This is a genomic window from Methanosphaerula subterraneus (assembly GCF_052055875.1).
Classification (GTDB): Archaea; Halobacteriota; Methanomicrobia; order Methanomicrobiales; family Methanospirillaceae; genus Methanosphaerula; species Methanosphaerula subterraneus.
In genome coordinates this window covers 759,951-779,904 of the sequence record NZ_CP170508.1, presented here as the reverse complement: position 1 = coordinate 779,904, position 19,954 = coordinate 759,951, and the positions used below count along the sequence as shown (strand labels likewise).

22 protein-coding genes are annotated in these 19,954 nt (G+C 56.8%); 13 read left to right on the top strand and 9 right to left on the bottom strand.

The window, feature by feature from the left end; translation table 11 throughout:
* The first annotated feature begins 15 nt into the window (after positions 1 to 15).
* The gene (locus ACFKSJ_RS03500; RefSeq protein ID WP_440951439.1) at positions 16 to 747 is read left to right on the top strand and encodes a hypothetical protein; all 732 of its coding nucleotides are present in this window, start codon (positions 16 to 18) and stop codon (positions 745 to 747) included.
* Positions 748 to 812: 65 nt separating this feature from the next.
* A complete protein-coding gene (locus ACFKSJ_RS03495) occupies positions 813 to 1,004 on the top strand; it encodes a hypothetical protein (protein ID WP_440950884.1) in 192 nt (63 codons plus the stop codon).
* A gap of 132 nt (positions 1,005 to 1,136) precedes the next feature.
* Here ACFKSJ_RS03495 and ACFKSJ_RS03490 read toward each other — a convergent pair whose 3' ends face one another.
* Positions 1,137 to 1,529, bottom strand: coding sequence for a hypothetical protein (locus ACFKSJ_RS03490; RefSeq protein ID WP_440950883.1), 393 nt, complete (start codon positions 1,527 to 1,529; stop codon positions 1,137 to 1,139).
* A gap of 259 nt (positions 1,530 to 1,788) precedes the next feature.
* Positions 1,789 to 2,790, bottom strand: coding sequence for a type II toxin-antitoxin system antitoxin SocA domain-containing protein (locus ACFKSJ_RS03485; protein WP_440950882.1), 1,002 nt, complete (start codon positions 2,788 to 2,790; stop codon positions 1,789 to 1,791).
* 803 nt (positions 2,791 to 3,593) lie between these two features.
* On the opposite strand from ACFKSJ_RS03485, the gene ACFKSJ_RS03480 reads away from it, so the two are divergent.
* The 7 genes from ACFKSJ_RS03480 (at position 3,594) to ACFKSJ_RS03450 (ending at position 9,730) form a co-directional block, all read left to right on the top strand.
* Positions 3,594 to 4,466 carry a hypothetical protein gene (locus ACFKSJ_RS03480; protein ID WP_440950881.1) on the top strand — a complete coding sequence of 291 codons (873 nt, stop codon included), beginning with the start codon at positions 3,594 to 3,596 and terminating at the stop codon, positions 4,464 to 4,466.
* 85 nt (positions 4,467 to 4,551) lie between these two features.
* Positions 4,552 to 4,902, top strand: a complete 351-nt coding sequence (locus tag ACFKSJ_RS03475; protein ID WP_440950880.1) for a hypothetical protein — start codon at positions 4,552 to 4,554, stop codon at positions 4,900 to 4,902.
* A gap of 89 nt (positions 4,903 to 4,991) precedes the next feature.
* Positions 4,992 to 5,636, top strand: a complete 645-nt coding sequence (locus tag ACFKSJ_RS03470; protein WP_440951399.1) for a DUF2284 domain-containing protein — start codon at positions 4,992 to 4,994, stop codon at positions 5,634 to 5,636.
* Between the two features lie 173 nt (positions 5,637 to 5,809).
* Positions 5,810 to 6,358 carry a MarR family winged helix-turn-helix transcriptional regulator gene (locus tag ACFKSJ_RS03465; protein WP_440950879.1) on the top strand — a complete coding sequence of 183 codons (549 nt, stop codon included), beginning with the start codon at positions 5,810 to 5,812 and terminating at the stop codon, positions 6,356 to 6,358.
* Entirely contained in the window at positions 6,355 to 7,818 is a 1,464-nt protein-coding gene (locus ACFKSJ_RS03460; protein ID WP_440950878.1) for an MFS transporter, read from the top strand. Before ACFKSJ_RS03465 ends, ACFKSJ_RS03460 begins: the two co-directional genes overlap by 4 nt.
* A gap of 138 nt (positions 7,819 to 7,956) precedes the next feature.
* Positions 7,957 to 9,069, top strand: a complete 1,113-nt coding sequence (locus tag ACFKSJ_RS03455) for a V-type ATP synthase subunit C (RefSeq protein ID WP_440950877.1) — start codon at positions 7,957 to 7,959, stop codon at positions 9,067 to 9,069.
* A gap of 13 nt (positions 9,070 to 9,082) precedes the next feature.
* A complete protein-coding gene (locus tag ACFKSJ_RS03450; RefSeq protein WP_440950876.1) occupies positions 9,083 to 9,730 on the top strand; it encodes a V-type ATP synthase subunit D in 648 nt (215 codons plus the stop codon).
* Here ACFKSJ_RS03450 and thiD read toward each other — a convergent pair.
* Entirely contained in the window at positions 9,674 to 10,516 is an 843-nt protein-coding gene (gene thiD / locus ACFKSJ_RS03445; RefSeq protein ID WP_440950875.1) for a bifunctional hydroxymethylpyrimidine kinase/phosphomethylpyrimidine kinase, read from the bottom strand. The two genes, ACFKSJ_RS03450 and thiD, sit on opposite strands and share 57 nt — an antisense overlap.
* A 160-nt stretch (positions 10,517 to 10,676) precedes the next feature.
* Between thiD and ACFKSJ_RS03440 the strand changes: the two genes are divergently transcribed.
* Positions 10,677 to 11,363, top strand: a complete 687-nt coding sequence (locus ACFKSJ_RS03440; RefSeq protein ID WP_440950874.1) for a PrsW family intramembrane metalloprotease — start codon at positions 10,677 to 10,679, stop codon at positions 11,361 to 11,363.
* A gap of 32 nt (positions 11,364 to 11,395) precedes the next feature.
* On the opposite strand, the gene ACFKSJ_RS03435 is transcribed toward ACFKSJ_RS03440, so the two are convergent.
* From ACFKSJ_RS03435 to ACFKSJ_RS03410, 6 genes are all read right to left on the bottom strand, one after another.
* Complete coding sequence (locus tag ACFKSJ_RS03435) at positions 11,396 to 12,559, bottom strand: ABC transporter permease (protein WP_440950873.1); 1,164 nt, start codon at positions 12,557 to 12,559, stop codon at positions 11,396 to 11,398.
* A complete protein-coding gene (locus tag ACFKSJ_RS03430; RefSeq protein ID WP_440950872.1) occupies positions 12,556 to 13,260 on the bottom strand; it encodes an ABC transporter ATP-binding protein in 705 nt (234 codons plus the stop codon). Before ACFKSJ_RS03430 ends, ACFKSJ_RS03435 begins: the two co-directional genes overlap by 4 nt.
* Before the next feature lie 9 nt (positions 13,261 to 13,269).
* Positions 13,270 to 14,517 carry a COG1361 S-layer family protein gene (locus ACFKSJ_RS03425; protein ID WP_440950871.1) on the bottom strand — a complete coding sequence of 416 codons (1,248 nt, stop codon included), beginning with the start codon at positions 14,515 to 14,517 and terminating at the stop codon, positions 13,270 to 13,272.
* 2 nt (positions 14,518 to 14,519) lie between these two features.
* Positions 14,520 to 15,149 (bottom strand): YIP1 family protein, encoded by a 630-nt coding sequence (locus ACFKSJ_RS03420; protein ID WP_440950870.1) that lies wholly within the window; start codon positions 15,147 to 15,149, stop codon positions 14,520 to 14,522.
* 88 nt (positions 15,150 to 15,237) lie between these two features.
* The gene (locus ACFKSJ_RS03415; protein WP_440950869.1) at positions 15,238 to 15,876 is read right to left on the bottom strand and encodes a YIP1 family protein; all 639 of its coding nucleotides are present in this window, start codon (positions 15,874 to 15,876) and stop codon (positions 15,238 to 15,240) included.
* Between the two features lie 117 nt (positions 15,877 to 15,993).
* The gene (locus ACFKSJ_RS03410) at positions 15,994 to 17,019 is read right to left on the bottom strand and encodes a hypothetical protein (protein ID WP_440950868.1); all 1,026 of its coding nucleotides are present in this window, start codon (positions 17,017 to 17,019) and stop codon (positions 15,994 to 15,996) included.
* Positions 17,020 to 17,214: 195 nt separating this feature from the next.
* Between ACFKSJ_RS03410 and ACFKSJ_RS03405 the strand changes: the two genes are divergently transcribed.
* The 3 genes from ACFKSJ_RS03405 to ACFKSJ_RS03395 all read left to right on the top strand — a co-directional run bounded on the left by ACFKSJ_RS03405 (position 17,215) and on the right by ACFKSJ_RS03395 (position 19,900).
* Positions 17,215 to 18,132 carry a metalloregulator ArsR/SmtB family transcription factor gene (locus ACFKSJ_RS03405; RefSeq protein ID WP_440950867.1) on the top strand — a complete coding sequence of 306 codons (918 nt, stop codon included), beginning with the start codon at positions 17,215 to 17,217 and terminating at the stop codon, positions 18,130 to 18,132.
* Complete coding sequence (locus ACFKSJ_RS03400; protein ID WP_440950866.1) at positions 18,129 to 18,614, top strand: flavodoxin family protein; 486 nt, start codon at positions 18,129 to 18,131, stop codon at positions 18,612 to 18,614. The genes ACFKSJ_RS03405 and ACFKSJ_RS03400 overlap by 4 nt, the downstream gene beginning before the upstream one ends.
* A gap of 131 nt (positions 18,615 to 18,745) precedes the next feature.
* Positions 18,746 to 19,900, top strand: coding sequence for a DUF116 domain-containing protein (locus ACFKSJ_RS03395; protein WP_440950865.1), 1,155 nt, complete (start codon positions 18,746 to 18,748; stop codon positions 19,898 to 19,900).
* The last annotated feature ends 54 nt before the right edge of the window (positions 19,901 to 19,954 follow it).

Here is a 19,954-nt window from a genome sequence, read left to right as displayed (position 1 = left end):
AAGTGCACGATTAATTTGAAGAAGGCTGAGAAGGCCCTTGGTCGGGACTATTACATACCGCCCGATGATGGGAAGATCCATCCAATAGATCCCACGATCCCCTCTGGCACAGAGGGGGAGTGGACTCAGAGATCTATTGTGGTCAACGGTGAAACGAAATCAGTATTGTTCCATGACTCATCCGGGCTTCCAACAGTTCACATTCCCTCGGATGAAGAAAGTAACCTGACAGAGGAGGAAATAGCATGGGTTCTCGACCCGGAAAGGTCGGACCTCCCCCCTTCACGTTCTTCAGCCGGCGCCCTCGCGATGCCGGCCACACGGGTAGTATACGAATCTCCGGGGGCATCGACTTCTCGCACGTATGTCACTCCGACAAGGAATCCCACAATGATTTCTTGCGACAAAGCCCCGATAAACATATGGTTCGCGCTTGGGATGACACTCCCTGGTGTCGGGATTGTTGGAACTGTGGGAGCGGGGCTCCTGTCATTATACAGTCTTACTGTCTGGTTTCAAATCGCTATAGGCATTGGGATTTTGCTGATCTGGTTGACAATCTACGGAGATGCGAAGAGCATCGGGGCGGGGAACGTGAACAACGTAGGGAACTTTCTCACGAAGGTCCCTCCAATTATCTGGTTGGTCGGGTCCTTAATTGGCTGGCCCTGGGTTCCGATGATCTATGTATTCTCCAGAAACGACATTTGGCAGGCGTATTTGAGGGGGAGAGATTTTGGGTATTAATTTTCTATTGCTTGCTCAGAAAGGCAGCCTTGCCGAAGTGATGTCAGAAACAAAGGAGATGTAAAATGCGGAACGATGAAAAAGGATATGGGTTTCTTCTCGGGATATTGATGGGGGTATTGGGAAATTTTATGGCAACATCATTTTTTAATTTATTTGGTGACACTTCGATAATCGGCAACGCCTTTATCCTCCTGATCTCAATCTTCGGTTTCTTCTGGGTATTCCGTCGCCTGACTGCTGAAACCCGCTGGTAAACCGGCCGGGCCATATCGAAATGCTCATCTGCAGTGCCGGCGACCCTCTCGACCGTAGATGTTGAGATCAAATTCAGAATAACCTGTCAAGGGGGCTCATTGGGTCTTAGAGTCCTTTTATCAGGTATATCTCTATACGTCGCCAAGATACACGATCTTCTCGATCTGGGTATGACGTAGTATCGAATCTCTATTCGAGACGATATGGTCCATATCTCCAGAAAAAAAAGTAATATCGCCCTCCAGAATCGCGAGATCGTGTGCGTCGAGGATTACCTCGATATCATCGAGATCGTCCATACATTTTTTCAGGAGATCCCATTGTACCTGATAGGGCACTCTTCGCGTATGTACAGTGATTACTGCTTGATCGTGCAAAGTGGTTTGATGTGAAATGCACTCCTTCTCATAGGTCTCCTTCATCGTCTGCAACTGCCCAATCACCATCGAAGCAGGGTAGGACTCATACGATTCGAAAAAATCGGAAAGGATAGGAAAAATGCGCCACGCCCCGGCAGAAAGCATGAGATCTTCAACAGTCTCTTCTCTTTTGAGAGATGCTATCGCCCGTCGGAATTCCCGGACGATGATCTCCCGAACTGTTTTACAGCGCCCCCCACCATCAATTCCAAAGCACTCGCCCCAGACCGTTGAACTGGTGAATTTCTTTTCCGGGGCCTGGAGTACTCGAGTTGAAGCCGGCCCCCAGCCATCTGCTGTTCCAAAATAGAATCCAATTACAACATTACTATCGAGAAAAAATGGCAGTCAACTCCCCCCAAGGTCAGTGATTTAGAGCGATATCACATGATATTCGCATCGCTCTCTCGACATACTCCTGAACATCATCATCTGCTGCAATCGTGTATTTGCATTGTTCGAGGAGGGAATACCGTATCGTTTCGACCTTACATATGAAGGACTCGGCAAACTCGTCGAGCTCAGGCTTGCTGACACAGTCCATCTCCTTCCCGATGACATATGTGCAGAGCGCCTCGCTTCCCATTTCTGCAAGGGGGGGGAGCTGTGTAGGATCACAGGTGAGAGCAAGACGATAAGTATCATCCCATGAGAGATAAGCGTCATAGAACGACTCCAGCTCCGTAACTGGATAAGTCCGAATCAACTGATCCAGTTTCAACATTGTGGCGTTCACATGCTCGAGGTCCAGCGGGGCGACAAGAGTTTTCAGTTGTTCTGCATCACGCAGGATCTCTTGACAAAACTGTCTCGTGAAGCAGTCAAAGAAGAATCCATTGCTCCTGAGAAATTCCATTTCCCTCTGATCCAACTTGAGTGCACCAATCGGGATTACATCCCCATCATTATAATCTTCCCAGAGGCGGAGATGATGAGTGATATTGCTGATTTCGCTTGCCGTGCGATATCGAAGAACCTTTAACACTGAGTCGAAGAGGACTTTTTCATATGTGCTGAAATAAGAGGGGTCGGCCTTTACCCTCGGCGTAAATTTTGTACTCTGGGGGGGTACCTTTTTTCGAGACTTTTTTTGGCCCCGTGGGTGGAAGGCTCCATTGAAAGCAATGATGGCCTTAGGAGCAGTAACTGAAAAAAATGCGTTTGATTCTCCGGCCATCAAGAACGCAAATTGATCGACTGGGCCCATGGGCATTCGGATATATGCCGGGTTTGGAAAGATCGGGATTCCTCGCTGGTTAATACTGATCAGATCGGCTAAGAAGATGAACTTCACAAGTTTGGTTTTACCTATATCAGGGACCTGTTCCATGGCATAGAGTAACGAATGAAGCTTCTTCAATGGCATATCCCGAACCTCACGATCTCGGAAATCAGGTAGTAGTATCACTCATAGGTATTTATACACTCTCAAATTGGGGGATATATAGAATATCCACCCTTTATGCTGTCGCCCAGGTCAACGCTGTCCCGCTCGGTCGTGTGGTCTGGTCGCGATAGATAAATTTCGGGGGTCAGACCCAGGAAAGCTGGGCGCACCATAGTGACGACCCCCCGTAATATATTGGACGATAATGCGCGCCTCATAAAAATCTCTCTTTTTATACCTCTAATCTGACGCCATACCCCTCCTGAAATTAAGAATAGAATGGTAAAAACGCAGAATCTCAAAAAAACCTAGGGCTTAGCACTATGAGTGTTACAACCCTCTGTATGAATCAGAAGTGGCCGGGATGATATAGATTCCTCTTTGATTCGGGGAACCCGATCCGGGGAACTCTATTCGGGAACCCAACCCCGGGATCCGATCTGCCGGCCTGGTCAGAAGGGGGCCCTGTTCCAAACGTTCATTGTCCTTGAATAACAACCGTTGATGGAAGTGATCCGATGAAACAGTGTCCTGGATGTGGTACTACGGTCCTACCGGGATGGTCGTTCTGCCCATCGTGCAACAGGGATCTGCGAATCCTGCCCACTGCTGAAGACTTGCCGCCGGTGCCGGTTACCGGGGTGGACCGGCCGGATTCTGACGTTTTTAGACGGTGCAGAAACTGCGGACACCGGAACCTGGGAGGTGCCGACCGATGCGAGGCGTGTGACTACCAGTTCACATCCAAAAAACTGCGGTTGGACAGTCCGGTGGTGATCGGGGTGATCTCAATCGTTGCTGTCCTGCTCTTTGTGCTGCTGTCACTTCCTGGCGGTCTCTTATCGGGGGAGCAGCACACCCATCAGCTCCCGCCCTCGGCCGGCATCGTGGTGTCGCCGGGTGGTGGTATCAACGCCAGTTCAACCAGGGTTACCACCATCCCCACATCTCTCCCATTGCCCATCGTTTTGGCTACGACTGTCCCGGTAACAACACTGCTGGCACCATTACCCGGTGATAGTAGTACACCTTCGATCGTTCGACAGACCACGGTCATCACCTCAATCGCTTCTCTGACGCCCGGAACCCAGCTGCCGGTTGTCCCGGCAGGACTCCCGAATGCGAGTTCACTCCCAGCATCCACGAATGCGACTCCGACCAGAGTGTCTTCCTTTTCCACGACAACAGGTGGCACTCCCGGGGTCACCCCGGTCTCCAGCCAGGTTGTGACAATCCCGGTGCCGGCGAACGGACATCAGACCGGGCAGTTGACCTGGGCTGGTGAAGGGAATTATGCCAGTGAGTTCTTCACCCTGTCACCAGGGGAGGTGCGATTGAGTGCCACAGCCGAAGCAAGCCCCGGTGTGATCGCCGAAATCCGTGACCGGACAGGTATGGTCCTTGGAAAGGTCTCTTCCACGGGATCGCAGCAGGAATCGGAGATGCTGACAGTTCCTGAGAACAGCACCTACCTGATGACCGTGACCGGCGAAGGGGGCTGGACGGTGGCGGTCACCCAGGCCACACTGGACACCCGGTCATCATCGGTGCCGGCTGCGACGGTGACCCCAACCCCGGGGACGGGAATCACCTCTCAGCAGGGGATCGCCACCCCGCAGCTCCCGCCCACTCACTCCTCGCTTCCGGTCAGTTAGGGAACGTTCGTTCTGGAAGGAGACCGCCGGGTCCCTGGGGTACTGTCTGGCAAACAATTATCATCTCTGTACCGAATCCGAACGTATGAACTACTGGAAGTCTGTTATCGCAGTCTTCATTGGGCTGCTTCTCTCTACCACCGTCTGCGGTGCGGCAGATCTTCAATCATCCCAGACCCCCACACCCGTCCCGGTGAACCAGACTCTTCAACTCTGGCCATCTGAAAAAATGATGAACGCCAGCGGAACCGCTGAACCGGTGATCACCCTCGTTCTGATCCAGAGCAACAGCACGATGATGCCGGGACCCCGGGACATGGCCTTCGGGCCGACCTGGATTTCGCTCACAGTAACCCCCTCCTCGCTGATCGTGGTCTCATTGCTGGCTGGTGTTGTAGTTCTCACCGGGTTCTATCTCATTAGAAGACGTCGATGAAACCGATATGTCTGGATTCGACTGGTATTTGATCTGATATCAGGTCACAGATCAGATCCTCTATCAGGGAGTAGAGTACAGTGGTGGTTATGATGGAGGAGAGCGGCAGCAGAAATAACAGCCGACGGACGGCCCCTCGGGACCAGGAGAATGTGGCAATCTTTGGGGCACTTCGAACAATTCACAATGACCTGACCCGAATCCCTGCAGAGAAGATCGCGGTCAGAGAATGGACGCGCTTCAGGTGCAGGTTTGGCTGTGCCGCATATGGTACCCACTTCTGCTGCCCCCCATTCGTCCCTTCGACTGCAGAGACCAGGGCCATGACCGCGGAGTATCGAACCGCGGTTCTTGCCCGGTTCGATACCGCCACCTTCCCCCCCGGGCCGGATGGCCTTCCCCTTTCGCGTGGTGAGATTCTTCGGACTGTTCAGCGGACGATCGCCGATCTGGAGAGGACCGCCTTCCTCGCCGGCTACTATCGTGCGTTTGGAATGGGTGCCTCGCCGTGTGCTCTCTGCTCGACCTGCGTGGCGCAGGAGATGCTGGATGCGGGCACCACCCCGACCGCCTTCGATGCCGTCAGATGCCGGCAGAAGAAGATGATGCGCCCCTCGATGGAAGCCCTCGGGATCGATGTCTTTGAGACGGTCCGAAACGCCGGCCTCTCGATCGAGGTGCTGACCGGACGTGAAGATCCCCCCATCTACTTCGGGCTGGTCCTGCTCGAATGAGCGGGAGTGGGGATCGTCGGAGGATTCATCCGAACCCCTCTCACCTTTCTCGGGCTGACACCGCGTACGACGGGGAATCTGACAGGCCCCCTCTTCTGGACTTCGTTTAAACGGGCAGGTTCACTGTCACCACCCTAACGCTTATCCGTCCTATCTGCAAAGGTGTACGATAGTTGACAGATCAACTTGATTTGAGATCGATCCATCTGATCAGAAAGTTAGCCTACCTGTACTGGTTCAAGCGACGCTATATGGCAAAGGAACTGAGCCCGTACGGGCTGAGCCCCGGGCATCACCCTTTTCTGATGGTTCTGTTCCACAAGGACGGTGTCCGGCTCGAGGAGCTGGCAAGGACTCTCCGGGTTGACAAGGCAGTATCCACCCGCATGGTCAGGGGACTGATCGAGGGAGGATTTGCATACCGGGAGAGGGACAGCACTGACAGACGTGCCTATCGTGTCTTTCTGACTGAGAAAGGTCGGGCACTGTGCCCAAGGACGACCGAGATGATTGAGGTACTGACCGAGGTGTACCTGGATGGATTTTCGGATGAAGAGCGGATCCTGCTGGTGGAGATGTTCGACCGTATGGTGAAGAATGTGGATAAGGTGGAGTGTACCCTGAACGAAAGGAGTCGTACGATCATGACCGGAGAGAACGAGAGAACACGGGAGATCCAGACCGGAGAGCTCGGGTCTCAGGGTGAGGATGGTGGGGAATGAATCGCCTTGCTGACAACACCAGCGATGAGCAGTACAAAAAGGTCGCCCTGGCCATCGCCGCGCTCGGCACGCTGGTCGGCGTGCTGAACGGCTCGACCCTGATCATCGCGCTGCCGACGATCATGGTGCAGCTGCACACCACCCTCTTCGGGGTGATGTGGGCGCTGATCGTGTACATGCTGATCACCACCATCCTGGCCCCGGCCTGGGGCCGGCTCGCCGACATCTACGGAAGAAAGCGGCTCTATGTCTGGGGGCTGGTCACCTTCACCGTCGGCTCGATCCTCTGTGGTCTATCAACCGATATCACCCAGTTGATAGGGTTCCGGGTGATCCAGGCGATCGGCGGATCGTTGCTGGTCGCAAACGGGACGATCATCGTCGCAGACGCCTACCCGCGTGGGGAACTGGGCAGGGCAATGGGGGTCCTCTCGATGATCATGGCGGCCGCATTCGTCGCCGGCCCGGTCCTCGGCGGCGTGCTGACCCTGATCGACTGGCGGCTGAACTTCTTCTTCAACGTGCCGTTTGGGATCGTGGCGATCATCTGGGCACAATGGAAACTACGGGAGGTTGTCGATCTCGACCGGCACCAGCAGTTCGACCTGTTGGGCATGGTCTACTTCACGATTGCAGTGATCGCCCTGATGGTCTACATCGGCGCAGGGTTCATCGTCGGCCTTCTCTCGCCGATGATGCTGGCGGCGCTCGTTGTGGGTCTGGCCAGTACCTGGGCCTTCATCCGGCAGGAGCAGAAGAGCAGTTCCCCCCTGATCGACCTCTCCCTCTTCAAGATTAAGATCTTCACGTACGGACAGGTCAGCTCGCTGCTGAACTCCATCGGCAGGGGTGCCGTGATGATCCTGCTGATCCTCTTCTTCCAGGGGGTCAAGGGAGAGGACCCGTTCACGGCATCGATCATGATCGCTCCGCTTGCCATTGCGCTGACTATCACCGGGCCGATCGGTGGCAGGCTCGCCGACAAGTATGGGTCGCGGCTGATCGCCACCGCCGGCCTGGTCATATCGCTGGTCGGACTGCTCGGCCTGGCCCTGATGCACTATGACACGCCCTACTGGTACCTGGCCACCTGCCTCTTCATCAACGGGTTTGGATCGGGGCTCTTTCAGCCGCCGAACACCAGCGCCATCATGTCCTCGGTTCCGCCGGATCGGCGGGGGGTCACCTCCTCGATCCGGGCGTTCTTCGGGAACATGGGGATGATGATCTCCATGTCGTTCGCGACACCGATCCTGCTCGGCACCATCTCAATGGACGAAATGATGCAGATGTTCGTGGTCGGTGGATCCAGTATCCCGGTCGCGGTCCAGCAGACCTTCACCGGCGGGATTACCCTGGCCTTTCTGCTCTCGTCCCTGATCACGGTGCCGGCGATCATCGTATCGGCACTCAGGGGAAAGGGCGATCTCCATCACCAGCACGACACATCTGCAGAGTGAATCAAAGGGAGAAGCCCATAATCCTTCAGAACGGATCCACCCGGCCGGGAGAGGTCCTGATGCCGGCGATCATTCTTTTTTTTGGTGGTGGTTCACCACAAGTGATTTATCAGAGTTGAGACCTCCGAAACGATACACATGGCCGGCATATTTCATCCTGGAGCGTATATTTATGTCTGCACAAGGCTTCAGATCCGCAAGGGACGATTGATCTCGGAGGACCAGTACCTGCGGATGCTGCAGATGTCATCTTCACAGATCATCAGGATGATTGGAGAAGAGGATTACCGGGCGCAGGTGCTTCAATTTCCTGGCGGGGCTCTGAATCCAAACCAGATCGAGAAGGCCCTGACCGATAACCTTGCCCTCTCGTTCCAGCGGGTACTGGATCTCACCCCCGGAACGCTCGGCGTGCTCACCTCCCGCTACCTGGCCCGATGGGATATCATCAATGTGATGCTGGTCCTTCATGGCAAAGAGCACGGGATCTCAGATCAGCGGATCAGGAGCGAACTGATCCCTGCCGGTGAACTGGACCGGCCATTCCTTGAAGCCCTGATCAGCCACAGGTCGGTTGACCAGATCGTGCCCATGCTTGAGGACTGGGAACTGTACCCGGTTCTATTCGAGTGGTACCTGCAGAAGGAGGGGGCCGGTCGGTTCCCCCGGCTAGAAAACCGACTGTACAAAAAGTACTATATCGATCTCCTCCATGCTCTCCGGAACGACCCGAAAACAGATTATGTCTTCACCAGGTACATCCGGCTGGAGATCGACCTCGTCAACCTCCGGAATCTCTTCCGGCTCAGGAGCGGTGGTGTCGTCCATGATATTGGTCATTATCTGATCCCCGGTGGGACCGTTGATCTCACGACCCTTGGCACCCTGTATGGGATCGAAGAGAAGAGTGTATTCATCGAAGAGATTCAGAGGACCGGTATCTTTCCATTCGTTATCAAGGGATTGCAGGATATCAACCGTGCGGTAACGGTCGATTCAGAGATGGTTGGGGAGATGCTCTGGCTCCGCTGGCAGCAGCGGAGGACCCCGATTCATGAAGTCGAGATGGCCGTGACACGGGCCAGGCTGGATCAGATGGATCGTCTCGCGACCCGTCATCCCTTCTCTGCTCTCCCGGTGCTCTCGTACCTGGAACGGAAGAAGTACGAGGTCTTTAACCTGCGGGCGATCACCAGGGGGAAGGAGTACAATCTGTCGAACGAACTGATCAGGCGGTACCTGGTGATATAATCCCGGAGGATCGATGAGGACTGCTGATATCAAACCGACCAGGTCAGAACTGCTCGCCGTCAAGCGGCGGATCCAGCTCTCCAATCGGGCATACACCCTGCTGAAGAGAAAACAGGATGGATTGATGCTGGAACTGGTGAGGGTGATTGGAGAGTTGAAGCGGTTGCACTACGAACTTGCCACGCGGTACGATGTTTCGCAACGGTTGATCGCCGTCGCGTACATGATGGAGGGAGCGACCGGGGTGGCAATTGCAGCTGAATCTATCGAACAGATCCCGACGATCGAGCGAAGTTTGAAGCATATTCTTGGCGTTGGTGTGCCGGTCTATCATGAGCAGGGGGTGAAGAAGAACCTCGATGAGCGCGGGTACTGTATCCTCGGGACAGACTCGGTGATCGATGATGTAGCCGGGGCCTTTGAGGATCTGATCACCAGCGTGATCCGAGCCGCGGCCTCCCAGACCGAACTCAGATTGATCCTTGCTGAGTTCGTCCGCACCCGTCGCCGGGTCAGGGCACTCGAGTACCGGCTGATCCCGGATCTGATCGAACAGCGGAACTATATTCAGCTCAGGCGGGACGAGATGGACCGGGAGGAGGCCTCACGCCTCTTTCACATCAAGAAGGTCAAGGTCGAGCGGGACCATGTCAGACGATGAGATCTGCAGGGGGTCGACCATCCGCATCCCACTCCGGCCGACCGGTTCTGTGGAGACGGCCCTGCTGATCAGAGATTTCGCCCCCTGTGCAGCGCCGGCCAGTGGAAACCCCCGGGCGAGGAGAGCGGTCAGGGCTGCAGAGAAGCAGCAGCCTGTACCATGGACCGGGTAGGGGTGCCGGATGGATGAAAGGGGGGTGACGCTGCCGGCCGTGATCAGCAGATCGGTGGCTTCTGCGCCGGTCCGATGACCGCCCTTGATGATCACCGCCGCCGCACCGAGGTCAAGCAGGACGTTCCCGGCTCTGATCACCTCATCGTCCGAACAGAGCGGACCGATCCCGGAGAGCACCTCGGTCTCGGGGAGGTTGGGGGTGACCACGGCCGCGAGCGGGATCAGACGCTCTTTCAGCAGTTCGATCGCGTCCTCTGCGAGGAGCCGGTGGCCGCTGGAAGAGACCAGCACCGGGTCGACGACGAGGGGGACACCCTTCGGGAGGAGGTCGGCGATGGTGGCGATCACCGATCCGTCGCCGAGCATTCCGGTCTTGAAGGCTCCGATCTGGAACTCTTCAAGGAGATCCCGGAGCTGGGCCGCCACCACTCCGGCCGGCTGGACCCAGGTGTTGCCGACCCTGCCCGGGGTCTGGGCGGTCAGGGCCGTGATCACCGAGAGTCCCCACACCCTCGTGGCGGCGAAGGTCGACAGGTCGGCCTGGATCCCCGCTCCCCCGGTCGGGTCGGACCCTGCTATTGTGCAGGCACAGGCGGTCCGGCATCGCTTCATCAGAAGAGGTGGTATCTGCGGGGTCTTGAAGGTATGCGCGGACCTGTACCGGCATATCTGCTCTCTTATCAGGACAATCCGCTGTTTCCCCCTGGGCCGGCTAAACGGCGGAATTTGAATCCATACGTTCATATGTGGCAACACGGATACCTGCACCCATATGGATCTCGCCTACCTGGTGGTACTCGGCTTCGCCCCTGCTCTCTTCTGGGTCTGGTACTTTTACATGCGGGATCGATGCAGGTCCGAGTCGCCGGCATGGATGCTCTGGCTCTTTGTGCTCGGGATGGCGATGATACCCCTGGCCGCCCTGATCGAGGGGGCTTTCGAACCCCTGCTTCACTCCACGACGTTCATCAGTATCGCCGTGGCCCCGGTCGTCGAGGAACTGGCCAAGTTCCTGGTGGTCTATCTGACCGTCTATAAGGACCGGGCCCTGAACGACCCGATGGACGGGATTGTGTACTCCACGACGGCTGCGCTCGGGTTTGCCGCCCTCGAGAACTTCTTCTATGTCTTCGGTGCTTACCAGGAGTTGCTGGTCCTGCCGTTTGAACTGAGCATCGTTCGGGCGCTCCTTTCAGTGCCCGGCCATGCCCTGATCTCAAGCATGTGGGGGTATGCTCTCGGCCAGGCGATCGCTGTACCGCGCGAGGCGAAGGGGCCGATCATCCTGCAGGGGCTTCTGCTCGCGATCATCTTTCACGCGATCTTCAACCTGCTGGTCAGCCTGGATCAATTCGGGTTTGCCGTGATGGCCCTGGTTCTCGTACCGCTGATGTGGCTGATCGTCAGCAAACGGATCAACGCACTGCTGGTCAGAAAGTTCTGTGTGCTCAGACGGTGAGGCACTAAAAAAGATAGGGAGAGCCGCCGGCCTCACTCGTACCTGAGCGCCTCGATCGGGTTCAGGTTCGATGCCTTCCAGGCCGGGTACAGGCCGCTCAGGACGCTGGTTCCGATGCCGAAGCCCATCCCGTATACGATCGCGAACAGGCTCGACGGGTAGAACAGGTACTTCGTGGTCTGGAGCATGAAGATGCTGATCACGTATCCACCGCCAAAACTGAGCAACCCGCCGATCAGGGAACCGATGAATCCAAGGATCAGTGCCTCGTAGATGAACATCCAGCGCACCTCCTTCCTTCGCGTCCCGAGTGAACGCATGATCCCGATCTCCCTGATCCGTTCGGTCACCGACATCATCATGATGTTCAGAATACTGATCCCTGCGACCAGGAGGGAGATCCCGCCAATCACCGTCGTGAAGGTCGATATCTGATTGAAAGCGCCCAGGATCGCATCAAGGATCGACCTGGTATCATAGACATCCACGACCGTCTTCTGCCGGTTGAATCTCTTCTCAATAGCCTGTTTCACCGGCGCAACCTGGTTCAGGTCGGTGACCTTGACGATCGCCTGGTCGTAGCCCTTGACTTCGTAATGCTCAGAGAACCACTGTTTACTGACGATCAGGGAGTTGTCAGGGTTGATATCGAATCCAAGCCCGCGCTCCTCGAGGATTGCAACCACCGAAAGGATCGTCCCGTCTCCAAGGACCACCTTCGAGCCGACCTTGACCTTCAGCTGATCGGCGAGCGTGCTCCCGATCATGGCCCCGGTGTTTCCACGCAGATACATCCCGGACTTCACGGTGACCAGCGTGGGCATGTCGTCAGTGTCCATTCCATAGATCGAGGCGAATCCATCCTCATTCCCATAGGTGACGCTGTCGCCGCCCATATAGAACGGGATCACCTTGTTCGGGGAGACTGCCCTGGAGAGTTCGAGGATCTGCTGTTCTGAGAGCCGGGCGCTGGTGCCCACCGTCACCCCGCCAAACCCTCCTCCGCCCGAATGAGGCGAGACCACGATCGAATCCCCGACCGAAGTGAAACTATCTGAAACCGACAGGACGATCCCATTGCCGAGGATCCCCATCGATGAGATCGAGAGGACCCCGATGATGATCCCAAGGATCGCAAGCAGCGAGCGGAACCAGTTCCGTCTCAGGTTTCTGACAGCAAAGTCGACGAATATCATGCAATCCTCCCATCCACGATCCGGATCATCCGGCTGGCGTATTCTGCAACCGTTGCATCGTGCGTGACCATGATGATCGTCTTTCCGTCCTGATTCATCGTGGTCAACAGCTCCATGATCCCCTTACCGGTCACAGAATCCAGGTTACCGGTCGGCTCGTCGCAGAGGAGGATGTCCGGGTCGTTGACCAGCGCCCGTGCGATCGCTACCCGCTGCTGTTGCCCGCCTGAGAGTTCGCTCGGCTTGTGGGTATAGAGCTGGACATCGTCGAGCCCTGCGGCCTTCAGCACTTCTTCTGGTTTGAAGCCGCATTCCCCGCTCTGGCACTTCAGAATCATCGGAAATTCCACGTTCTCTTTGACCGAGAGGAGGGGAATCAGGTTGAAGTGCTGGAAGATGAACCCGATCGTGTCCCGCCGCAACCAGGTGAGTTCGTCATCGCTCAGATCCCGGACATTCGAACCGTTGATGATCAGGTCGCCTGAGGTCGGGACGTCGAGGCAGCCCATCATGTTCAGCAGGGTGGTCTTGCCCGATCCTGATGGGCCCATGATCGCGATGAACTCGCCCGGGAAGACCTTGAGCGAGATGTGATCGAGTGCCGTCACATCCCCTGCCGGGAGGGGATAGATCTTGGTCACCTGATCGAACAGGAGGACCGGTTGTTCTGATCGTTCATCAGAGGGCTGAATCGCGTTCACCCGGACAGTTCACCCCCTCTTCCAGGATCTGTAGATCACAAATCCGACGACGAGGACGGCCAGTAATAAGAGCCCCACCCAGAGGACGGGGAACGAATTATCCGGTGCAGACGATGTGTCTGCTGTGCCTGCCAGGGTTACTGATACGGTCTTGGAGAACTGGTTTCCATCGGCGTCCAGGTAGGTGATGATCACCGGTATGCTGGTCGCACCCGCCGCATTGAAGGTCAGTTCAAAGCTCGAGAAGTCGTCGGGCTGGAGGGAGCCGACCACGTACTGTTGGTACGGATCGATCCCGGTCACATTCTTGCCCGGGGTCACAACAACTGCCTTGGCAGGGGTGAGCCCCGCATTGGTGATATCACCGGTCAGGTCGACGGTCGAGTTGGTCTGTTTTATCACGATGTTGGAGAGGACCATATCCGCCCGTGTCTTGGATTCACTGAAATCCACCGGGACGACCAGCGTCTGTGTATGCCGGTTCAGCCCGTTGGTGAACTGGACCTGCAGCGTGAGGTTCGAAGGAGCGACTGGGGTGATGTTCAAGGTGGCGGTCGAGGCACTGTTCGATCCGAGCGTCCCGATGAACGAGGTGGCCGGGCTCATCGTGATCGAAGGGCCGGCCGCGGACAGCACCACTCCACTCACACCGTTCTGGCGGGGGTTCCCCACCGATACGGTGATGGGATCCTTCTGGCCGGCGTTGTAGGCGTCGGGCTGACTCTGGACAGAGAGGACAAGGCCGGTGCTGTCGACCTTCACCGGCACCGGGTATCGAAGGCTGGTTCCTTCAGGGTACTGAAGTGAGAACTCCGGGTAGTAGATGCCATCCGGGGCACCCGCCTTGATGGTGAAGGTGAAGGACATCTTCGCCCCGGGACCGATGTCGCCGACTGCGGTATAGGTTTTGTCATTGACCGTGATGGCCCCATTTCCGGTCACCGTTCCCCGCTGGACGCTGATACTGTGCGTTGCGGTGTTGACCACGTCGACGGTCAGGGTACCGGTATCCCCATACATCAGCACCTCGGGATCCAGTTTTATACCGGTCACCTGCAGCTGCCCGGTGGCGCTTGTCGGGGCAGCGGAGGCGCTCAGATCCTGGGTCTGGGTGGCGCTCTGCACAACTCCTGATGTGGTGGTTGGGATGGTAACTCCTGCCGGGAGGGTATACCCTGCCGGGATGGTCTGATCTGCGGCTCCTGCTGCACCCACGAAGAGGCAGAGGAGCAATCCGATTACTACGAGTCTTCTCATGATTATAATACTCCTAAAACTTTGACCGCGACGGCGATGATGACCGGGATTCCGACGACGATCGCCGCATGCCGCGTGGCGAGGTCTTCGGCCTCCCTCACTCCGAATATCCAGATATATCCGCTCCAGAGCAGACAGATCATCTCGATCAGGGCTGCCGTCTGCATCGTCGGGGTGTGCTGGATCTGCTCCACCATCGCTCCAATCATCTGTGGATCACCAAGCGCAGGCAGCCTGAGCGATCCGGTGAACGGGGCCAGCACCGGGATGGTGATGACCGAGCCGATGAACCCGGGGATGAACCCGTAACTGGTGAATTGCAGCAGCCGCAGGAACTCCCCGCCCCCATACAGGACCCTTGAAAGGGCTGCGAAGATCCCGGTTACGATCACCCAGGTCAGATAGGCCGTGAGGATTGCGACGATCAGGGTCAGGACAGGATCCAGGACGGTCGGGGTGTGACCGATCAACTGATTCTGGATCTGGCTGTTCAGGTAGGCGACTCCTGCGCCCCCGAGTCCTGTGATCAGAACCAGCAGCGCAGGGATATTCAGACCGACGGGATCCTCTTTTTTTGCTGCAAAGAAGTCCCCGGGTGCCAGCAGAGCCAGGATCGGGTTCGTGTTCTCCATGCGTATCCGGTAATTCTTTCTTTGTGGTTTATTTGAACGTTGGTATTCATCCGATGCTCACCGGGATGCCGGTGGGTTCACCGGCCATCTACGCGACCAATCCGTATACCGAGAACAGTAATGATACGAGCACCGGGATGCCGACCGTGATGACTGCGTTGCTGGTGGTCAGATGTCTGGCCTCTCTGACACCGAAGATCCAGATGTTCGCACTCCAGAGGAGGAAGACGATGCTGATCAGGGAGACCACCATCATCGACGGTGTCTTCATCATTCCGGAGACCGCCGACTGAATCAGCGTGGGATCCGTGGTTTCGGGGAGGTGAATCGATGCAAAGTACTGGATGGTCAGCGGGAGCGAGATGATGCCGCCGATCAGCTGGGGGATATACCCGTAACCGGTAACCTCAAGCACCCGCTTGAAATCTCCGGCTCCATTGAAGGCCATAGATATCAGATAGAAGATCCCGGCCATGATCACCCACATCACCAGGACGATGATGATCGCACTGATCACGCTGATTCCCTGAATCAGGCCGATCATCGACTGTGCCTCAGCCGGGAGGATCTGCATCGTGACCCCTGTGACCAGGTAGGCCGAGGCGGCGCTGACGAGTCCCATAAGGAGGACGATCACGGCCGGTATGCCCAGGTTGACAGGTCTCTCTTCAATTCCGGCGAAGAAGCGTTGGGGTGCTGTAAGAACAGAAAATAATTTATTATCCATGATAAACACCAAGGTAGTGAGTTATCAAGAGAGTTCAATTTGTTGGTTTGTATCTCTGGATAAAAAGTAGTTTTTTGGAATGAGACGAGTGCTTCTCCTCTCATTCCCTGGGTTTACTCAGGCAGATGTGTTGCGGTTCTGTATCAGTCCCCACGCTGCAGAGAAGATGGCTCCGGTTCCAAGCAGCAGGGCGACCAGCCAGATCAGACCACCGAGGATCGGGATCATCTGCAGCAGGTTCAGCAGGATGAAGCCGATAATGAAGAGGATCCATGGAGCGCTGGTCATCTTCAGCATCCCCCCGAGCCAGGTCCCCAGTGCCAGTGAGGTGACGAGCCCGGAAAGTGTTGTCGCGGCCGCAAGGAGCAGGATGACGAGCAGGGCCAGCGGTATCCCGATGATTGAGATCAGCAGCAGCAGGATGATGATACCGCCGCCGACCAGCCCTCCTACCCCGACGAGCAGTGTTCTGATGGGATAGGAACGAACCGTCCCCTCGAGGGCGGTCGCCGCTCTGGGGAAGAGAACGATCAGCAACAGCCCGATGATCAGGAATCCGAGCGCCATCAGGAGGCCCAGGAAGGTTGAGACCCAGCTCCAGCCCCCTGTCCGGGCCTCCTCTTTCCGGTCCTGGGGATTTTCGATCTCAGTGTTTGCAGCTGTCCCGGTGTTCTGGACATTTGAACCGCTGATCCTGAGCGTGCCGTTGATCGTCCCGGCATTGGTGACGGTACCTCCACTGAGCAGGGCGTCCCTGCCCACGGTCGTGCCGTTCCTGACATTCACCTCACCGCCGGCCAGGAGCAGGTTGGTCCCGACACTCCCGTTCATCTCCACCACGCCTCCGGCGGCGATCACCTTGCCGCCGACATTGTTGTTCACCGAGACCCTCCCGCCGGCCGCGATCAGGTCACCTTTCACCGGTGCGTTCACGAGAATGCTGCCGCCGGCCACCACCAGGCTGTCGACCGGTGCATCGATCACGATGGTGTCGCCGGTGGCGAACACATCGTCATTGATCGGTGTGGTCAGGGTGGTCTGGTTGTCGGCGAGGATCACCACGCCCATCGAGGCGGTAGGGAGGATCATCAACAGCAGAAGTCCGACCAGCAGGGCCGGCCATCGCAGTATCTGTGGAATCATGGGGGTAAATCGGGTTCAACTGATTTATCTGTTGCCCCAAGCGGGAGACGTTCCAGATTCTCGGGCCCACCCAGGTGCTGGTGAGATTGGGAAAATAACATCGTTCAGGTTTTACTGCAGCAACAGGTCTTCTCGAATGGATCTGACTCTCTGGAAAATTATATAACTAAATACTTATGTACTTATTTATTACAGATGGAACGATGCACGCGATGTGAGATCTGCACCGACCAGTGTCGGGTCGCAGAGGAGTTGGCTGGCACCTTCAAGGCACTCGGAGACCTCAACCGGTTGAAGATCATCACCTTTCTGGCAGCTGACACCACCGGGACTCTCGGTGTCGGTGACCTGGCCGCCAGGCTCGGGATATCGCAGCCGGCTGTCTCCCAGCACCTGAAGACACTGAAGAGTGCCGGGCTGATCGAGTCCAGAAAGATCGGGTTCCATGTGTATTTTACCTTTAACCGGGAGAGGATGTCGCGGTTTCGGGAGCAGTTCGATCAGATCAGCACCAGTGTGCTGGACCGGTGCGACCGGGAGTTCCTCAGAGCGAAATCCCCTGAACTAAAGAACTCCTGTGTCATCTACCACTCGTTCACCGGAACCACCCGGAGCGTGGCAGAGAAGGTCAGGGATTTCTGCGGAGGTGACCTCGTGGAGGTGACGCCGAAGAGAAACTACGGCACCTTCACTGCCTATACCACCGGATGCCTCCGATCAAGGAACGGAGATCTTGACCCCATCGTACCCGATCTGATCGATGTCTCCCCGTACTCCCTGCTCGTGATCGGCACCCCGGTCTGGGCCTGGAGGTCGACCCCTGCGATCAATGCGGCTGTCGCTGCCCTTTCGAATAGTGAGGGGAAGAGGGCCGTGATCTTCGCAACCTGTTCGGGGCAGGTCGGGGAGGCGCTCACCCAGTTGAGGAGAGCACTCGAAGCACGGGGAGTCACCGTGATCGGCGAAGTGACCTTCACCAAGCGAGATCTGCTGGACCTGGACCGGACCAATGACCTGATCAGGCGGATCATCTCCGCATGCTCGGCAGAGAGCCCGGACCAGAGAGAGATGAAGACCATGAAGACCCCGGAATCCGGGGAGGACCTGTCATGAAGACCTGTATCATTTACCATTCGTATTCGGGTATTACCCGTACTGTTGCAGAGGAGATCAAGAAAACCTGCGGTGGGGACCTTGTCGAGGTGAATCCGGAGGTGGCGTACTCGACGCTCACTGCCTATACCATCGGGAGTTACCGGGCGATGAAGGGGGAACTGGACCGGATCAGACCGGCATCGATCGACACCTCCGGCTATGACCTGATCGTCATCGGCACCCCCATCTGGTTCGGCAGAGCGACGCCGGTGATCAATGCCGCAGTCGATGCGATCCGCGGCTGCGAAGGAAAGAGAGCCGTTATCTACGCCACCTGCGGAAGCCAGGCGAAGGAGACCCTTCCGAAGATGAAGAAAGACCTGGAAGCCAAGGGGGTGACCGTGGTTGGGATGTTCGAACTCTCCAAAGAGGAGATCGCCGGCAGAGTCAAAGTCGCTGACCTGATCGCCACCGTTAAGTCCCTTGAGACCACTCCATGAAGACGAACAACTCCTCGTTCACCGGCACCGACAATCCGCTTACGATGGCATGGGAACTGGAACGATACCTCGATGATGCTGTTCGCCAGGTCAGGGATCTGGTCCAGCGGTGACCAGGTGATCGGGAGAGCATGGAGATCATCACGTATTCACTCAGGGGGAGTGACCCAGACTCTGACCGGTATTACCGCGAGTGTGGAGCCTTCACCGACCAGGTCATCGCCGCTTCGAGCAGTGTCCTGCCGGTCGTAGAGTCGTTCCGGTCGTTCATCACCAGTTCTCACCGGGAAGATCTCCGTTCAGGCGAGGAGTATCTTTTTGAACTGCTGATGCTCGGAACCCTCTGGCGGATCTACAGCGATGACAGCCATGAACTGCCCGTCCTCCCCCGTCGGATCCTGATCCGGCTCGCAGAGATCCGCAGAGAGCACAACCGGTTAAAGCCGGCGGCTGACCTCTTCCGTGGAATTCTTGCCACCCTGTTTTTAGTTCCCCGGGACCGGGACTGGATGCCCCGCCCCACCCTTCGACACCTGGACCATCTCCTCGCCTGGATGGCGGCGACCGGGGATTATCAGCAGGAGGTGCGGCGGCTGGAGGCCTGGCGGGAGTTCTGGTCAGAAGAACCCGGGGACCGGGTACAGGCTGATATCGCCGCCGCCATCGCCTTCGCGGAATGGTTTGAAGATGCGAGCGTCATCGCCCTCGGGATGTATACGTCCAATGTGGAACGGTTCCTTCTGGATTCGCAACCAGCCCACCGATGGAAGGAGGACGTGGTCTCCTCTGCCCGGAGACGGGTCGAGTACCACCTGAATATGGTCGGGGCGGAGATCATGAACCGGGCGTTCCGGGACCAGTTCCTCTCTGCCGGCATGAAGGTTGTCGTACTTCCGGCCTGTATGCGACTGTATCCAAAACCCCGGTGCAGGGCCAGACCGGCCGGACTGTTCTGCCAGTGTAAAGGCTGTGCCTCCCAATGCCAGGTGAACCAGGTGATGAAGATGGGGAGACGGTACGGGTTCGAGGTTCGCCTGGCTCCCCATGAATCGGCAGTCTTCTCAGGGGATGCCGGCAGCACGGTCTTTGGACCTGATACCGGGGTTGTCGGAGTCACCTGCATCACCAACCTCATATCAGGCGGGTGGAAGGCCAGATCGATGGGAATTCCCCCACAGTGCGTGCTGCTGGACCATTGTGGCTGCAGAAGACACTGGCATGACCAGGGGATCCCCACCGAGATCAATATCGGCCAGTTGAAACGAGTGCTGGAGGTCGGGGTGTGAATACATGCGGAGACCAACTAACCTGGTGGAATCCAGGGGAGACCTTTTTGGGAA

What these genes read in the sequence shown, in the direction of transcription:
- ACFKSJ_RS03495 (WP_440950884.1), top strand. Translation starts at nt 813, where the DNA reads ATGCGGAACGATGAAAAAGGATATGGGTTTCTTCTCGGGATATTGATG.
- ACFKSJ_RS03490 (WP_440950883.1), bottom strand. Translation starts at nt 1,529, where the DNA reads ATGCTTTCTGCCGGGGCGTGGCGCATTTTTCCTATCCTTTCCGATTTT.
- ACFKSJ_RS03485 (WP_440950882.1), bottom strand. Translation starts at nt 2,790, where the DNA reads ATGCCATTGAAGAAGCTTCATTCGTTACTCTATGCCATGGAACAGGTC.
- ACFKSJ_RS03475 (WP_440950880.1), top strand. Translation starts at nt 4,552, where the DNA reads ATGAACTACTGGAAGTCTGTTATCGCAGTCTTCATTGGGCTGCTTCTC.
- ACFKSJ_RS03470 (WP_440951399.1), top strand. Translation starts at nt 4,992, where the DNA reads ATGATGGAGGAGAGCGGCAGCAGAAATAACAGCCGACGGACGGCCCCT.
- ACFKSJ_RS03460 (WP_440950878.1), top strand. Translation starts at nt 6,355, where the DNA reads ATGAATCGCCTTGCTGACAACACCAGCGATGAGCAGTACAAAAAGGTC.
- ACFKSJ_RS03455 (WP_440950877.1), top strand. Translation starts at nt 7,957, where the DNA reads ATGGCCGGCATATTTCATCCTGGAGCGTATATTTATGTCTGCACAAGG.
- ACFKSJ_RS03450 (WP_440950876.1), top strand. Translation starts at nt 9,083, where the DNA reads ATGAGGACTGCTGATATCAAACCGACCAGGTCAGAACTGCTCGCCGTC.
- thiD (WP_440950875.1), bottom strand. Translation starts at nt 10,516, where the DNA reads ATGAAGCGATGCCGGACCGCCTGTGCCTGCACAATAGCAGGGTCCGAC.
- ACFKSJ_RS03440 (WP_440950874.1), top strand. Translation starts at nt 10,677, where the DNA reads ATGGATCTCGCCTACCTGGTGGTACTCGGCTTCGCCCCTGCTCTCTTC.
- ACFKSJ_RS03435 (WP_440950873.1), bottom strand. Translation starts at nt 12,559, where the DNA reads ATGATATTCGTCGACTTTGCTGTCAGAAACCTGAGACGGAACTGGTTC.
- ACFKSJ_RS03425 (WP_440950871.1), bottom strand. Translation starts at nt 14,517, where the DNA reads ATGAGAAGACTCGTAGTAATCGGATTGCTCCTCTGCCTCTTCGTGGGT.
- ACFKSJ_RS03420 (WP_440950870.1), bottom strand. Translation starts at nt 15,149, where the DNA reads ATGGAGAACACGAACCCGATCCTGGCTCTGCTGGCACCCGGGGACTTC.
- ACFKSJ_RS03415 (WP_440950869.1), bottom strand. Translation starts at nt 15,876, where the DNA reads ATGGATAATAAATTATTTTCTGTTCTTACAGCACCCCAACGCTTCTTC.
- ACFKSJ_RS03410 (WP_440950868.1), bottom strand. Translation starts at nt 17,019, where the DNA reads ATGATTCCACAGATACTGCGATGGCCGGCCCTGCTGGTCGGACTTCTG.
- ACFKSJ_RS03405 (WP_440950867.1), top strand. Translation starts at nt 17,215, where the DNA reads ATGGAACGATGCACGCGATGTGAGATCTGCACCGACCAGTGTCGGGTC.
- ACFKSJ_RS03400 (WP_440950866.1), top strand. Translation starts at nt 18,129, where the DNA reads ATGAAGACCTGTATCATTTACCATTCGTATTCGGGTATTACCCGTACT.
- ACFKSJ_RS03395 (WP_440950865.1), top strand. Translation starts at nt 18,746, where the DNA reads ATGGAGATCATCACGTATTCACTCAGGGGGAGTGACCCAGACTCTGAC.